The 15,252-nt window shown below is 45.5% G+C and carries 11 protein-coding genes; 10 read left to right on the top strand and 1 reads right to left on the bottom strand.

What is annotated here, in order from left to right; translation table 11 throughout:
* Positions 1 to 18 precede the first annotated feature (18 nt).
* From EL162_RS01750 to dtd, 7 genes are all read left to right on the top strand, one after another.
* Positions 19 to 903, top strand: coding sequence for a class II glutamine amidotransferase (locus EL162_RS01750; RefSeq protein WP_126329667.1), 885 nt, complete (start codon positions 19 to 21; stop codon positions 901 to 903).
* A gap of 195 nt (positions 904 to 1,098) precedes the next feature.
* Positions 1,099 to 1,503: a YbaN family protein gene (locus tag EL162_RS01745; protein WP_227516573.1), complete on the top strand. Its 405-nt coding sequence runs from the start codon at positions 1,099 to 1,101 to the stop codon at positions 1,501 to 1,503.
* Positions 1,504 to 1,686: 183 nt separating this feature from the next.
* Positions 1,687 to 3,000 (top strand): adenosylmethionine--8-amino-7-oxononanoate transaminase, encoded by a 1,314-nt coding sequence (bioA, locus tag EL162_RS01740; protein ID WP_126329664.1) that lies wholly within the window; start codon positions 1,687 to 1,689, stop codon positions 2,998 to 3,000.
* Positions 2,997 to 4,193, top strand: a complete 1,197-nt coding sequence (locus EL162_RS01735; protein ID WP_126329662.1) for an aminotransferase class I/II-fold pyridoxal phosphate-dependent enzyme — start codon at positions 2,997 to 2,999, stop codon at positions 4,191 to 4,193. Before bioA ends, EL162_RS01735 begins: the two co-directional genes overlap by 4 nt.
* A complete protein-coding gene (locus EL162_RS01730) occupies positions 4,180 to 4,989 on the top strand; it encodes a methyltransferase domain-containing protein (protein ID WP_227543420.1) in 810 nt (269 codons plus the stop codon). The genes EL162_RS01735 and EL162_RS01730 overlap by 14 nt, the downstream gene beginning before the upstream one ends.
* 40 nt (positions 4,990 to 5,029) lie before the next feature.
* Entirely contained in the window at positions 5,030 to 5,701 is a 672-nt protein-coding gene (gene bioD, locus EL162_RS01725) for a dethiobiotin synthase (protein ID WP_375537702.1), read from the top strand.
* Between the two features lie 94 nt (positions 5,702 to 5,795).
* Positions 5,796 to 6,248: a D-aminoacyl-tRNA deacylase gene (gene dtd, locus EL162_RS01720; RefSeq protein ID WP_126329660.1), complete on the top strand. Its 453-nt coding sequence runs from the start codon at positions 5,796 to 5,798 to the stop codon at positions 6,246 to 6,248.
* Here dtd and EL162_RS01715 read toward each other — a convergent pair.
* Positions 6,226 to 6,837, bottom strand: a complete 612-nt coding sequence (locus tag EL162_RS01715) for an NUDIX hydrolase (RefSeq protein ID WP_126329658.1) — start codon at positions 6,835 to 6,837, stop codon at positions 6,226 to 6,228. The genes dtd and EL162_RS01715 overlap by 23 nt on opposite strands.
* 94 nt (positions 6,838 to 6,931) lie before the next feature.
* On the opposite strand from EL162_RS01715, the gene EL162_RS01710 reads away from it, so the two are divergent.
* The 3 genes from EL162_RS01710 (at position 6,932) to EL162_RS10080 (ending at position 15,251) form a co-directional block, all read left to right on the top strand.
* A complete protein-coding gene (locus EL162_RS01710) occupies positions 6,932 to 7,621 on the top strand; it encodes an NUDIX hydrolase (protein WP_170161392.1) in 690 nt (229 codons plus the stop codon).
* A gap of 287 nt (positions 7,622 to 7,908) precedes the next feature.
* Complete coding sequence (locus tag EL162_RS01705; protein WP_126329654.1) at positions 7,909 to 9,654, top strand: ShlB/FhaC/HecB family hemolysin secretion/activation protein; 1,746 nt, start codon at positions 7,909 to 7,911, stop codon at positions 9,652 to 9,654.
* A gap of 14 nt (positions 9,655 to 9,668) precedes the next feature.
* Positions 9,669 to 15,251, top strand: a complete 5,583-nt coding sequence (locus tag EL162_RS10080; protein WP_126329652.1) for a two-partner secretion domain-containing protein — start codon at positions 9,669 to 9,671, stop codon at positions 15,249 to 15,251.
* Position 15,252 lies beyond the last annotated feature (1 nt).

Below are 15,252 nucleotides of genomic sequence, written 5' to 3'. Positions count from 1 at the left end.
ATAAAACTGGGTAAAATTATGTGCCAACTACTTGGAATGAATTGTAATACGCCAACTGATATTGGCTTTAGCTTTGCAGGTTTTCGTCAGCGTGGGGGCTTGACTGACCATCATGAGGACGGTTTTGGTATCGCTTTTTTTGAGCGAACCGAATCGGGTCATATTGGGCTGCGGCAATTTCATGATGACAAGCCCAGCCATCTGTCTCCTGTGGCGGACTTGGTGAATAATTACCCAATCCGTGCGATGAATGTCATTGCACATATCAGAAAAGCAACCACAGGCGGACATGGGCTTGCCAATATTCACCCTTTTGTGCGTGAAGTGTGGGGCGAGCAGTGGGCATTTGCACACAATGGTCAGATGACTGACAGTTTTATGCGTCGCACCCAGCGATTGATGGATAATGGCAATGCCGAGCATTATGCCCCTGTGGGAACGACCGACAGTGAACTTGCCTTTTGTTATCTCTTAAACCGCCTAAAAAGCACCTTTAAAACCCGCCCTACAGATGAGGCGTTGTTTGCTTTTTTGACCGCACAGTGCCGCTATTTATCCGCCAATGGGCTGTTTAATTGCTTGATTTCTAATGGCAGCTGGCAGCTGGCGTATGCAGGCAGTTTGTTGTTTTATCTCACTCGCAAAGCACCGTTTGGCGAGGCGAAGCTGTCTGATGGCGAGATGACGGTGAATTTTAGCGATATTACCACCAAGCATGACAAAGTTACCATTTTGGTTACTATTCCTTTGACGGATAATGAAAAATGGCAGCAACTGGCGGTTGATGAATGTGTTGTATTTCAAGATGGCGAGGTTGCTTTTCGTGATGCACCGAGCAAAAAAACCTATCTGTCGGTCGAAGAAGGCATTGCGTTGGCACGGCAGGTCGGAGCAAGTGTCTGACGGACAGTTTGTGTCATCTGCCCAAATCATACCAACAAGCAATCTTGGTAGGGTGTTGACACAGCTTTGTTGATTTTGCTAATGATAATGATTTATATTTTAATGAACGATTGTTGTAAATTGTGATACAATGCCAGTAGCTGGTCGTAAGAATTGCCAGCGATGGTTTTGGTCTCGTATTTTAATCCAACAATTATGCAAAAAAGCCCTGATTCTAACTCGCCTTATCAAAACATTGTACTGCGTACGGTGTTTTTTGGCTTGGGTGTGTTATTTTTGTCGCTTGGTATCATTGGCATTGTCGTACCGGGATTGCCAACGACTGTCTTTGTGCTGCTTGCAGGATATTGCTGGGCAAAAAGCTCACGCAGATTTTATGCGTGGCTGCTTAATCATCGATTGTTTGGACCGATGATTGTCAATTGGCAAACACGCCGTGCTGTCCCAAGATTTGCCAAATATCTGGCATGGCTGATGATGACGCTGTCGGTGATTGTGCTGTATGTGCAGCTGCCAGATGCGTGGCGGTGGTTGGTGTGGCCACTGGCGGCGATGTCTTTGGCGGTGGGTGTGTGGCTTGCTCGCTTGCCTGATGCCTAAATGGGAGCTTGGCTTGTCGGTTTGTGTTTTGATGACATTGTCAAATAAAGCCATCTTAAGTTTGCTTTGCCAAGTTGCCACGGCTGATGATGGTGATTTTTGCTGATTTCAATCGTTTGTGATGGGTTTTATTTTTTGTCCAAATTCGCTATGATAAGCGATTATTTTTGTGAAAAGCAGCTTATGATTGATGAATTTGACCGCAAGCACTTGTGGCACCCTTATACCTCGATGATTAATCCTTTGCCAGCCTTGAAGGTATCGCACGCGACAAGCTGTCAGATTCATCTGGCAGATGGCACGGTGCTGATAGACGGCATGGCATCGTGGTGGTGTGCCATTCATGGCTATAATCACCCTGTGATAAATCAAGCAATCACAAATCAGCTTACGCAAATGTCGCATATTATGTTTGGCGGACTGACCCATGAGCCTGCGATTTCGCTTGGTAAGTTGTTATTACAAATCATGCCTACTGCTGCCGATTATCAGCCGTTGCAGCATATTTTTTATGCAGATTCGGGTTCGGTGGCGGTCGAAGTTGCTCTGAAGATGGCGGTGCAATATCAGCACGCACAAGGCAAAATGCAAAAAAATAACATCATCACCACTTATTCTGGTTATCATGGCGATACTTGGAATGCCATGAGCGTATGCGACCCTGTAACGGGCATGCATCAGATTTTTGGTGAGGCATTGCCCAGCCGTATTTTTGTGCCAGCACCGACGATTGGTATTGATGATGCTTGGTCTGATGAGCAAATGATTCCTGTGCGTCAAGCCTTTGAGCAGCACCATGAGCAGCTGGCGGCGTTTATCATTGAGCCTGTGGTGCAAGGGGCGGGCGGTATGCGGTTTTATCACCCAAACTACCTTAAGCAGATACGCAAGCTGTGCGATGAGTATGGGGTGCTGCTGATTGCCGATGAGATTGCCACTGGGTTTGGGCGTACGGGCAAATTATTCGCCTGTGAGCATGCACAGATTGTGCCTGATATTTTGTGCCTAGGCAAGGCATTGACGGGTGGCTATATGACACTGTCGGCAACCATCACCACAACAAAAGTGGCACATACCATCAGTGCAGGTCAGGCAGGTGTATTCATGCACGGCCCGACTTTTATGGCAAATCCTTTGGCGTGTGCTGCTGCACTTGCCAGCACCAAATTGTTGCTTGAGAGCGATTGGCAGGCAAATGTTGCACGCATCAGCAAGGCGTGCTTGGCAAAATTAAGCCATCTTGCCGCTTTTGACCATGTTGCTGATGTGCGGGTATTTGGGGCGATTGCGGTGGTGGAGCTGCATCAGGCGGTGGATATGCCAAGCATACAAAAGCAGTGTCTTGCCAGAGGTATTTGGATTCGTCCGTTTGGGCGGCTGGTGTATATCATGCCACCATTTGTTATCAATGATGATGAGCTGGATAAATTGCTGACACAGCTGGTGGCGTTGATTGAGAGCTTGGCTGATATGCCGCCACACAAGAGGTCTGTATGAACGAGCGATTGTTGGCGTATTATGATGACAAACTTGCCACTTTAAAGAGCAAGCACAATTATCGCAGTTTTGCCAATATCAATCATCGCAAGCGGTATATCAGCATCGATGGTGGGGAGGGGCTGCTTAATTTGGCAAGCAATGACTACATGGGCATGGCACGCGATGAATCACTGCACGATGAGTTTATGCAGACTGTGGAGCATGACAAACTGCCATTTGCCTCCTCGTCATCACGGCTATTGACGGGTAATTTTGAGATTTTTGATGAGTTTGAGTGGCAGTTGCAGCAACTGTTTGGGCGAGCGTGTTTATTATTTAATAGTGGCTATCATGCCAATGTGGGGATTTTGCCAGCGTTGTGCGATGGGCGTACGGTGATTATCGCCGATAAGCTGGTTCATGCCAGCATGATTGACGGTATGCGTCTGGCGGCACAAAATGGCACAAAAACCGTGCGTTATCAGCACCAAAACCTGCCACAATTGGCAAAATTGCTTGATAAATATCAGCAGGATGACGGCATTGATCGCATCATTGTCGCCACCGAGAGTATATTTAGCATGGATGGTGATGTAACGGATTTGGCGGCATTGGTTCGGCTTAAGCGGTGCCATGACAAAGTCATGCTCTATGTTGATGAGGCTCATGCTGTTGGCGTGCGTGGCGAGCGTGGATTGGGCTGTGCCGAAGAATTTGCCGTCATTGATGAGATTGATTTTATTGTCGGAGCTTTTGGCAAGGCGGTAGCGTCAATGGGCGGTTATGTTATTTGTCATAAAATTATGCGAGAATTTTTAATCAACACCATGCGACCGTTGATTTTTAGCACAGCGTTGCCCCCTGTGTGCGTTGCTTGGACGCAGTTTGTATTCTCAAAACTTATCCACATGAATCATGAACGCCAAAAACTCATGACGCTAAGCCAGCAGGTGGCGGCAACAATTCGCCGTGCAGGGCTACCATGCCCATCGGCAAGCCAAATTATCCCTGTGATTTTGGGTGATAATCAACGCACCCTTGATGCAGCTGCCATGTTGCGGCAGGCGGGATTTTATGCGATGGCTGTCAGACCACCAACCGTGCCACAGAATCAGTCTCGCCTGCGATTATGCCTATCTGCTGACCTAGAGCAGCAAGAGCTGGACGATGTGTTGCAAGTGGTTGCTGGAGTGATAAATGCAGCCCCATGATACGCACGCAGATCATGCCATGACAATGCCAACTGACAACAAGATTGCCAAGCGATTTGCCAAAGCACATCACAGCTATCGCAGTCATGCGGTGGTGCAGCGATTGATGGTACAGCGGCTGATGGCAGGTTTGTTGGCATACCTGCCAGCTGGTGTGTTGCCACAGGTGCTAGAAATCGGCGTGGGCAGCGGTCTTTTGACGGACGCACTGCTTGAGCGATATCAGGTACAGCAGTTGTATTTGAATGATTTGTATGAGCATATTATGGAAAATCCGCTGGCAAATCAGCCCCGCCAGTGCCAGTATTTGCTTGGCGATATTTGTCATATTGATGTGCCACAAGGGCTGAATCTTGTGGTATCATCAGCCATGCTACAGTGGGTTTATCCGCTTGATGGGCTATTGGTCAAGCTGTATCACGCCATGGCGACAGGCGGTTATTTTGCGATGAGTAGCTTTGTGCAGGGCAATTTGGAGCAGATTTATCAGCTGACAGGGCAGGGGCTGGCGTATGATACTCCTAAGCAACTACTGGCACGACTGACGATGGCAGGCTTTGTGATTGATAAGGTTGAGGTGTCTGATGAGGTGGTTTATTTTGATTCACCGATGGCGGTGCTGCGACATTTACAAGCAACAGGCGTTACGGCAACCAGTGGCTCATTTCGGTGGAATAAGCAGCGACTTGATGAATTTTGCCAGCGTTATTGGCAACTGGCAGATGCCAAAGGCGTGCCACTGACTTATCGACCGATTATCATTATCGCTCACAAAAAAACCAATAAGACACCATAGGATTACTCGATTGGCAGGTTAAATTTATAAAAGCACAAAAATGATCGAAACAACCATGCAAGGCTGCTATTTTGTCAGCGGCATCGATACCAATATCGGCAAAACCATCGCCACAGGATTTATTGCCAAGCAGCTCATGTTGGCAGGGCGGCGTGTCATCACCCAAAAATTAATCCAAACAGGCAACCAAGACTGTAGCGAGGATATTTTGACGCACCGCAAAATCATGGGCGTGCCATTATTTGCTGAGGATAAGGCACGCCTTAGCATGCCGATGATTTTGTCTTATCCAGCATCGCCACATTTGGCTTGCCGTCTTGAGAATCGCACAGTTGATATGCAGTATATCACTGATTGCACCGACAGACTGTTGGCGGCTTATGAGGTGGTTTTGCTCGAAGGGGCGGGCGGTCTGATGGTGCCACTGATTGACAATGGCTCGCATGATGGCGTGCTGATTATTGATTATATCGCCAAACAGCAGTATCCTGTTATTTTGGTAACTTCAGGCAGACTTGGCAGTATCAACCACACCTTGCTTAGCCTGCACGCATTACGCTGTTATGGCATTAGTGTGTATGCTGTCGCTTATAATCAGGTGGACGATGGTGATGATGGGTTGATTGCTGCGGACACCAAGCAGTTGTTACAAGCACAGCTGGCACGCCATCACCCTGCTGCTAAGTGGTGGGAAATTCCTTGCCTGTCATGAGCTGCGTGGATTGATGTTTGTCAAGCGATGGGGTGGGGTTTTTGTCTGTAATTAAATGTCGGCACAATTTACCAAATGAATAAAGGATATGCTTATGAAAGCTCTGATACAACGCGTCAAATCCGCCCATGTTGCCGTTGATGGTCGTATTATCGGCAGTATCAATGAGGGGATTTTGGCATATATTGGCATTGGCAAAGATGATGGCGAGGCACAGATGCACCGCTTGATGGATAAGATACTGACTTATCGCATTTTTGAAAATACCACCGACGCTGACAAACTTGGCAAAATGGACAAAAGTCTGGTGGAGGTTGGTGGTGGGCTGCTGCTGGTGTCGCAATTCACCCTAATGGCACATACTGACAAGGGTCGCCGTCCAGATTTTGCACCATGTATGCCACCTGCACAGGCGGCGGTGCTGTTTGAGCGGCTTGTTGCTTATGCCAAATCTTGCCATAATCCTGTTGCAACAGGGCAGTTTGGGGCGGATATGCAGGTGGTTGCACACAATGATGGGCCGATTAACTTTCTTTTGACAGTTTAGTGGCCATCTGACTAGGCGTGGTGTCGTCCCCTAGGGTGATTTGGTGCAGGGGGTAGTTGCTTGGGTCATTTGCATCAATGCCTTGGCGGATAAGTGCTTGTTTGTCTGCCAAATAATGCTTGATGGTTTGTCTTATTGTCTCAAAAGCAAGCGTATCCCAGTTGATATTGTCATCATCAACCAACGCACATTCTAGACTCTCGGCACCTGCAGCAAAATAACCATCATCGCTTAGCTTTGCCAGATATATTGCGTGTACCTGACCGAGATGTGCAATATCAAATAAGCAGTACAAGCGAGCATTGCAGGCGGTTGCTTGGGCTTCTTCAAAAGTCTCACGCACCGCTCCTGCCAGCATGGTTTCGCCATTTTCCATAAACCCTGCTGGCAAGGTCCAATAGCCATAACGAGGTTCGATGGCTCGTTTGCACAGCAGGATTTTGTCTTGATGATAACACAGCGTGCCACAGATGATTTTTGGGTTTTCGTAATGGATAAATTGGCAGGCTGGGCAAACCAACCTTGGACGACTGTCGCCCACAGGTATGGCAAAATTTGCAGCATGACCGCATTGCAAACAAAAAGGCATGGCATCTCCTGAAATCTGTCGCCAGACAAGCTGGCATTGTGCTTGGCTTTGGCATAAAATAATAAGCCAAATACCATACAATCGCAACCAAAACATGAGCTATCAAGACAAAATATTCCTAAATCCGCCACGCACATATCGCACGCCACTTTTGGCACGCTTGGCAGCGAATTTGCGAGCTTATCAAGGGGTGGACGAATTGCCCAGACTGGGTGGTATGCCAGATCGCGTGTATCATCAGCCCAAGCCGCACGCGTCCGTACTCATCGTGATTACCAATGAGCCAACGCCACGACTGCTCCTCACCAAACGCAGTAGCCGCCTTACAAGCCATGCAGGCGAGATTGCTTTTGTTGGCGGTCATCGTGATGATATGGACACCAGCACAGCAGACACGGCACTGCGAGAGGGTTTTGAGGAAGTTGGGCTGATTGCAGATGGCGTATCTGTTATCGGCTATCTGCCGATGCAGCAATCCAAGTCAGGGCTGTGGGTGCGTCCTGTGGTGGCGTTGATTGAGCCAGAGATGGCGATGGAGCTGGTTGGGCAAGAGGCAGAAATTGCCAGAATTTTTTGGGTAGAATTGGCATATTTTTCTGATACGCCAACAGGCATATACCAGTTTGATTATACGCACGCACACCAAGTGGCGACCATCAGCACACCTGCATGGTATGTTGATGGCGAGACGGTATGGGGGCTGACGGGGCGAATGATTGCCAATTTATTAAATATCGGTTTTGGGACGAATATTGAGTGGTATTATCGTCAGGAGATAATATAGTAATACTTGATTATTTTATTAATTATTAAAGATAATTATCTTTGCCAATCTTGATGGTGGCTGATGCTTGCACGGTACTTTTGTGGGTGTAAAGTTTGTATTTATACGGTTTGTAAATGAGCCTAAAGTGCTTTTGTAAATATTAAAGATAAGAAAACTCCCCGAGTTTCAAAACTTGCAGATGGTCAAATTTTGCCCAAATTGTCGGCTGTGCCATCATTTTGTTTGTCTTTATTAATTTTTGTGTTAGAATTTTGGGTAATTTTATTGTTGATTTGGATTATCACATGGTGGCAACAAAACACGCAGCAGCACGGACGCACAAGGCTATGCTTTTGGCTGTGTTGTTGCCACTATCCACATCGGCATTTGCAAACACCAGTCAAAGCACCAACCTAAACTTAATCCAAAACCAATCGCTTGCCGAACAGCGTTTGTTTACTCAAGCACAAATGGCAGCTGAAACCAGAGCCATCTTGCCTGCATCGGTCGGTGTTAGCTCCAGTCAATCACTTGATTTACCCAATGAGTCTGTTTGTTTTAATATCCAGCAAGTCTTGTTGGATGTTGCCGATGATGCCAAGGCTGATTTTCAATTTCTTGCTAAAAAACTCAATAAAAAATCCACAGGATTGATTGGCAGCTGTGTTGGTGAGCAAGGATTACAAAAAATTATTGATTTTGCTTATTATCAAATCTTAAATCAAGGCTATATCACAAGCCAAGTATTGCTAAAACCGCAAGACTTAGCTTCAGGTCAGTTGGTGCTAAGCGTTATCGCTGGTCGTGTGGCAAACATCTATCGTACGCTTGATGATACCAACATCAGCTTACATAACGCCATGAGCATCAAAACTTACGATGTGCTAAACCTGCGTAAACTTGAACAAAGCTCACAAAACCTACGCTTGCCTTATGACACCCAAGCGATGATTCATATCAAGCCAAGCGACAAAACCAATGAAAATGCTGGTTTTAGTGATTTGATTGTCCAAAGAAATAAGGGAAATAAAATCGGCACGCAACTTTTTGTCAATAACTTTGGCAACCAAAGCACAGGCGTTCATCAGTCTGGCATTGGGCTAAATATTGCTGAACCTTTGTGGAGTAATGATAATTTGTATGTACAGTATCTGAGTACATTAGACGGCATAAACAGCACCAAACTTCAGGCAAATAATCAAAATTTATATCTTAATTATCGCTATCCATTCAAAAACTGGCAATTAAAATTAAGCTACAATTACAACCGCTACACCCAAGCCTTGGCTGGGCTGAACCACAATCCCATCTACAAAGGCAAAACAGTGCGTAAACAAGCACAGCTAAGTTATCTGCTTTATCAAAGTGGCGACAGCAAGCTGACAGGCATTGGCGAAATTAGCCACAAAGACAGCAAATATTATATTGATGATTTGCCAATCTTGGTACAACGCCGCAAAAGCTCAAACTATCGCTTGGCACTGGATTTTGAAAAGACATTTTATAACCAAAGCAAGCTCGCCTTGGAGGGTGGTTTTAGCCATGGCATTGGTGCGTTTGACGCTCTGCCATCGCCTGAGCGATATTACCGTGATGTGGACAGCCGACCGCTGATTTGGCAGTTTACTGGCAATTATCGCTTGCCCCTTGCCACAGCAAATCATCGCTTTGGTCTAAACACACGATTTTTTGGGCAATATAGCCGTGATAATCTGCCAACTGCCGAGCAATTTATCATCGGCGATCAGTATGCTGTGCGTGGCTTTGATGGCAAACGCTTGGCTGCTGGCAATAATGGCTTGGTTGTCGGACAAGAGATTTACTATCAACTACCTGTCAAAAACCCCCATCAGTTTTATACCGCCATCGATCAAGGCTGGGTGAGTGCTGATGGCTTGGGCAGTGCATCAAAGCAAGCAACAGGTGCGGTATTGGGCTATCGCTTCATGACCAAGCGGTTAAGTTTTGATGGATTTATTGGCAAGCCCATGCGTGCCAATGGTTTGTCCAAAAATGCCAATGTGGGCTTTCAGATTGCATTTGGTTATTAGTCAGGCAGGCGGTCATGAATCAACAATACCATAAACTTATCGCTGTCAAAGTTTGTGCTGCATTTGTGGCGGCGGTGGCGTTTATGCGTGTTTTTCGTTCATCATCTTCTACTGCCGTGTCTTCTGTTTCATCACAAGTGTTGAATTTGGCTGGTTTGCACCGTTCGTTGGCGGTGCGATTTATCATGCTTGCTGTTGCAATATGGTCAGCCTTGGCACCTACTTTGCTTTTGGCTCAAAGCCCAACTGGCATTGTCCCTACAACAAATCCCAATTACCGCCCAACTGTGCTGCTTGGCAATAACGGCACGCCTATTGTAAACATTCGCAGTATTAATGAGTACGGCGTTTCACGCAATCAGTTTACGCAGTTTGACATTGGCGAGGCTGGCGTGGTACTCAACAATGCCCGTTTTGGCACCAGCAGTCAATTGGCAGGAGATATTGAGGGCAATTTCTGGCTATTAAATGGTGAGGCGACCACCATTGTTAATGAAGTTTTAAGCAACAATCCAACTAGGCTTAACGGCAAAATTGAAGTTGCTGGCAGGGCTGCCAATGTCATCATCGCCAATCCCAATGGTCTTAGTATCAATGGCGGCAGTCTTATCAATGCCAATCATAGCGTCTTGGCAGCAGGCAGTATCCAATATAACCAAGGCTTGCCCAAATCCATACAGGCAGGCTCTGGCACAATTGACATAAATAATCAAGGATTGGCTTATCAATATAGCAACCAAAACAACCCTTATTTTGCTCAATTATTTGCCAAAACCATCACCGCACAAGCCAGTATCAGCAATAACGGTACACAATATCTGCAACTGATTGCAGGGGATAATCAAGCGGATTTGAACGCCTTGGGCTTGATTGGACAAGTTAGCAATCTGAATAACAATCCATCTGCCATAGACCAAGCCAAGCCTGTCGCCATCGACATTGGGGCATTGGGGCAAATTTATGCTCATGGCATTTATCTTGTCAGCACTGACAAGGGGGCAGGGGTAAATCAAGCAGGTACGCTAAAAGCAAATCGGCACATCAGCCTATCTGCCGATGGCAAAATCACCCAAGCAGGACAGATAGCAGGGACAGATGCCGAATCAGCTATTTATCTACATAGCCAAAATGACGCTATTGATAACACAGGCTCTGTTGATGCCAAAGCAAAAATTGACTTTGATGCCAAGGCTGGCGTTCGCTTTGACGCACTTGATTACCAAGGCAGTGCCGACCTGACCATCAATGCAGGGGGTGATGTCAAAAGCCAAAAACCCATCAATATCAATACAACAGGCAAAGTGGCAATCGCTGCCTTGGGTGATTTCACGGCTGATAATGCACAAATCACAAGCCAAACCCATGCCATCAATCTAAGTGCAGGCAACCTTAGCATAACAAACAGTCGGCTCGATGCTGATGACAATATCAATCTGACTGGCAAAGATATCCGCCTAAGTAACAATACAATCCAAGCAGACAGTCTGCTCATTGGCGGTGATGGTATACAAAGCAGCAATAACCGCCTAGATACCAAAGGTGATACTGCCTTAATAGCAGACAGTGCATTAGACCTGAATCAGGATGCCATTACAAGCAACAAACTTGCGATTGTCTCAACTGCTGACACTGTTCAATTTGACCAGCTGTCTGCCAATGCCAAAGACAGCATCGCCGTGCAAGCTGGTGATAATCTCACCATCAAAAACAGCACATTGTCTGGTAGAAACTTAAGCCTGCACAGCAAAAACAACGCTCAAATCAACCAAACCACTCTTGATGCCAGCGACCATCTTGCCATCGGTAGCCAAGATGGAGAACTTTCACTTGATGACGGTAACATCACTGCCAATGGTCTGATATCTGTGCGTGCTGATGGCAATGTGTTATTAAACCAAAGTACAATTAACGCAGGCAGTCTGTCGATTATCAGTCAAAAGGCGGCGGTAGATTGGCAAGATGCCACCCTTAGCACCAAAAAGCATGATATCTTGGCAAACAATCCTGCTTTGCAAGCTGCTAATGGTGCCATGATTATCAAAAGTCATGATGATATGACGGTGCGTGCTGGCAAAAATATCACCACAGCAGGCGATCTTGAGCTGGCCAGCAATGGTATGCTTACACTACAAGGGCAGGCAGGGGAACAGGGTCGTGGCAGTCAGCAACAAGTCAATATCAACGCTGGTGGCAATGTGTACCTACAAGGCTCTGGCGTTGAGCTGCAAGGCACACAAGTTACTGCCGCAAAAAACACCACTGTCATCGCCACACAGGGCAATCTTAATCTATCTGTCATCAGTAGCCCCATTTCTGGTATCAAAGATGCGGTTCGTATTGACGAGCTAAATGCACAGATTGCCGATATTAATCAACAAATAACCACCCTAAACAATGACACGCTGTACCAAACGGCTCTAAGCGACCACAAACAAGCCAATGATGAGTTAATCAAGCTACAAAAAGAACATGCACAAAGCCCCATTGGTGATTATGATAAGCAAAAACAAGCCCTACAACAAAAACAAGCCAGCAGCCAACAACGAGCCATTTTCAGACGGCAAGAGCTTGGCATTGATGACGATGCAGATGAGCTGACCAGACAGCTCGGTACGCTTAAGCAGTCATTAAAAATCGCCAACATGGAGTTCGTGGGGAGCCAAAACACAGGTACAAGCATTGACACAGCTGGTGATATCAACCTTATCAGTGCTGGCGGTATCAGTGTACAAATGGCAGATTTACAAAGCCGAACAGGCAGTGTAAACTTAACCGCCATCGGCAACCAAAACCAAGCAAGGCAGTTTGTTGATGAAAATACCAAAGCCAAATTGCTTGCTTTGTTACGCCCAGATGCCATCGGTGCTGATGACAATGTCAGCCGAGCCAATCAGCTGATTGACGGCTTAACCTTCGATGCTGATGATTTGGCAGACGCTCAAAAAATCAATGAGCATAAAAATGCCCTAAAACAAGCCTATCTTGATGCCAAAGATGGCAATGATAAAAAAATCAATGATTTCAAACAGTTGCTGAATGCAGCTGCACCAATTACCCAGCTGCCGATTGCAATCAGCATTGAGGGTGTTTATGATATTTATCAAAGGGGCAACTTTGATGATGACAGCTATGCCGTCAGCAAAAACTATCAACCAAGCCGCATCACAGCCAAAGACACAATCTCAATCAATGCCGTCAGCCAGTCTGATGGCGATGATACCAAGACCAAATCAGCCGTCTTATTGATTGGGGGCAATTATCAAGCCAAAGACATCAATATAACCAGCACAGGCAGCACCATACTGCAGGCAGGTCAGGACCTTGTCTATGACAGGCACACCAGTGTCAGCAAACGCGGCAAAATCAAGAAAAAAACCACCGTAACCACCACAACCGAGCAAATGTCAGATGCCGAAAGTGTCGCACTAAATGCAAATAACATTCGGATACAGACCGCAGACAGTTTGTTTGCTTATGCCAGTCGGTTCAATGCACCAGCTGGCAATATTGAGCTTGGTGCAGGTGATGCTCTAAGGCTGTTTGCTGTACAGCAGGTTGATGAAAAAAACATCGATTCGCAAACGACTTCTAAATTCTTAGGCGTTAAATATCGAAAATCACGCCTTCAGAGCTATCAACAAATCCTAACCGAGTTGCCTACTTTTTTGGTGGCGGATTATACCCAAAGCCAATCAGGTGATGACACTTATCTGCAAGGCACTGTATTTGGCAATCTGTCTGGTGCTGATATTTATGCAGGGGTGGGCGAAAACGCCAATAAAGATGCCAAAATTATCTTAGATACCGCAAGCACCACGATAAGCCAAAGACAGGTTAAAGAGTATAATAATAAAGTCTGGCAATCCATTGAGGACAAAGGGTCAATCACCCAAACTGCCGATCTGCCCTCATTTACTGGCGTATCGCCAAATCTGAATGCTACAGGCGGCTTACTAGTCCAAGTACCAATCAACAAAGACGATCCAGCAAGCCAAGAGCATCTGGTCGCCACCTTACAAAACCTAAGCCAAAAACCAGGATTTGAATACCTAAATGACATCATCACTCGTGATGACATTGACTTTACCGCTCTACGCCTAGCCCAAGAGCAATGGAACTACAAACAAGAAGGCTTAACGCCTGAAGCTGCTGGGGTGATTGCGATTGCTGTAACCATTGCTACCAATGGAGCAGGAGCAACCCTTCTTGGTACCACAGGTGCGGTCAGCTCAGCCATGGCGAATGCTGCCTTTAGCTCATTGGCATCTAAAGCTTATATCAGCCTAATCAACAACAAAGGCGATATTAACAAAACCTTTAAAGATTTGGGTAAATCTGCCACCGTCAAAGACATGGCAAGAGCAGCCGTTACCGCTGGTATTACCAAAGGCTTAGATGGCTTAATTGGCAAATACACAAGTATTAACATTACCGATACTGCTGATTGGTCTGACAGATTTGCCAGAGGGTTTATCCAAGGTACAGGCGGTGCTTTGGCAGACAGTTTATTATACGGTACAAGTTTAGAAGACAATCTAAAAAGACAACTGACCAATCAGCTTATTGATGCTGCTGCCAGTGGTATTTATAGCGACATCATCAAGCCACTAGACGCCAATGATACTGGTATCATCAATAACAGCATACATAAAATCTCTGCTGGCTTAACAGGCTGTGTGGCAGCCAAAGCCAAAGGCGAGGCTTGTAAGGCAGGTGCTTTGGGTGCTATGATAGGTGAGATGGTTGGTGATTGGATGACAAATCGTTATCCAGCAGTCATGATTGATGGTAAAACTGTCTACATCTTATCAGATCAAGACAAACAAAAAATCATCAACACCGCCAAACTCCTGTCAGCATCAGCTGCCTTATTATACGAGTTTGATGTAAATACAGCATCAGCAAGTGCTGAAGAGGCGGTTAGGTGGAATGCAACTTATATTGATAAGAACAATGAAGTTAAAAAAGTTATTTTAAATGGTGATAAAGGAATATATAAGTGTAATTTTCAAAATAATAAATGTATTGACAACCCAATAAAAATTGGAGAATCAATGTTTGAAGATGCTTTTATTAGTCCAGATACAGGTCTTGCTGTTGGAAAGGTATTTATCGGGGAAAGCGTGGACGCATACATCTACAAATTGAATGCAGAAGCGGAAAATGATACAAAGATAACAGTGGCTTGGAAAAGCATTCCATACCAGAAATACATACCCGGAATGGGTAATTACGATATCAAAAAATCGTATGGTAATGGTGAGATTAAAACATATCATGGATATCTATTTCATGGTAAATATATCACACTAAGAGAAGGTGGAAATATATTAGCTGGCATGAATGCGGCAACATTGGGTATACCTTATGATGAATTTCAAAAAGCCAGTGGTGCTTTACATGCTGGTGGTATAACAGGTCTTATAAAACACAATACAACTGGTTATACCTATGGCACATATCCCAGATATGGTGAAATAGATTATCAATATCTAAGAAGTAAATATGGTTATGATTTTAAAATTAATGCAATAAAAATGAATCAAGAAGCTCAACTTATAAGAAATAGCATTAATTTTAACAACTTGAGTAAATAAG

The sequence above is a fragment of the Moraxella cuniculi genome (assembly GCF_900637105.1).
GTDB classification, from domain to species: Bacteria; Pseudomonadota; Gammaproteobacteria; order Pseudomonadales; family Moraxellaceae; genus Moraxella; species Moraxella cuniculi.
The sequence above is the reverse complement of the archived record's forward strand: the minus strand, read 5'-3'. Positions and strand labels throughout refer to the sequence as shown.

What these genes read in the sequence shown, in the direction of transcription:
- EL162_RS01750 (WP_126329667.1), top strand. Translation starts at nt 19, where the DNA reads ATGTGCCAACTACTTGGAATGAATTGTAATACGCCAACTGATATTGGC.
- bioD (WP_375537702.1), top strand. Translation starts at nt 5,030, where the DNA reads ATGATCGAAACAACCATGCAAGGCTGCTATTTTGTCAGCGGCATCGAT.
- EL162_RS10080 (WP_126329652.1), top strand. Translation starts at nt 9,669, where the DNA reads ATGAATCAACAATACCATAAACTTATCGCTGTCAAAGTTTGTGCTGCA.
- EL162_RS01735 (WP_126329662.1), top strand. Translation starts at nt 2,997, where the DNA reads ATGAACGAGCGATTGTTGGCGTATTATGATGACAAACTTGCCACTTTA.
- EL162_RS01715 (WP_126329658.1), bottom strand. Translation starts at nt 6,837, where the DNA reads ATGCCTTTTTGTTTGCAATGCGGTCATGCTGCAAATTTTGCCATACCT.
- EL162_RS01730 (WP_227543420.1), top strand. Translation starts at nt 4,180, where the DNA reads ATGCAGCCCCATGATACGCACGCAGATCATGCCATGACAATGCCAACT.
- EL162_RS01745 (WP_227516573.1), top strand. Translation starts at nt 1,099, where the DNA reads ATGCAAAAAAGCCCTGATTCTAACTCGCCTTATCAAAACATTGTACTG.
- bioA (WP_126329664.1), top strand. Translation starts at nt 1,687, where the DNA reads ATGATTGATGAATTTGACCGCAAGCACTTGTGGCACCCTTATACCTCG.
- dtd (WP_126329660.1), top strand. Translation starts at nt 5,796, where the DNA reads ATGAAAGCTCTGATACAACGCGTCAAATCCGCCCATGTTGCCGTTGAT.
- EL162_RS01710 (WP_170161392.1), top strand. Translation starts at nt 6,932, where the DNA reads ATGAGCTATCAAGACAAAATATTCCTAAATCCGCCACGCACATATCGC.
- EL162_RS01705 (WP_126329654.1), top strand. Translation starts at nt 7,909, where the DNA reads ATGGTGGCAACAAAACACGCAGCAGCACGGACGCACAAGGCTATGCTT.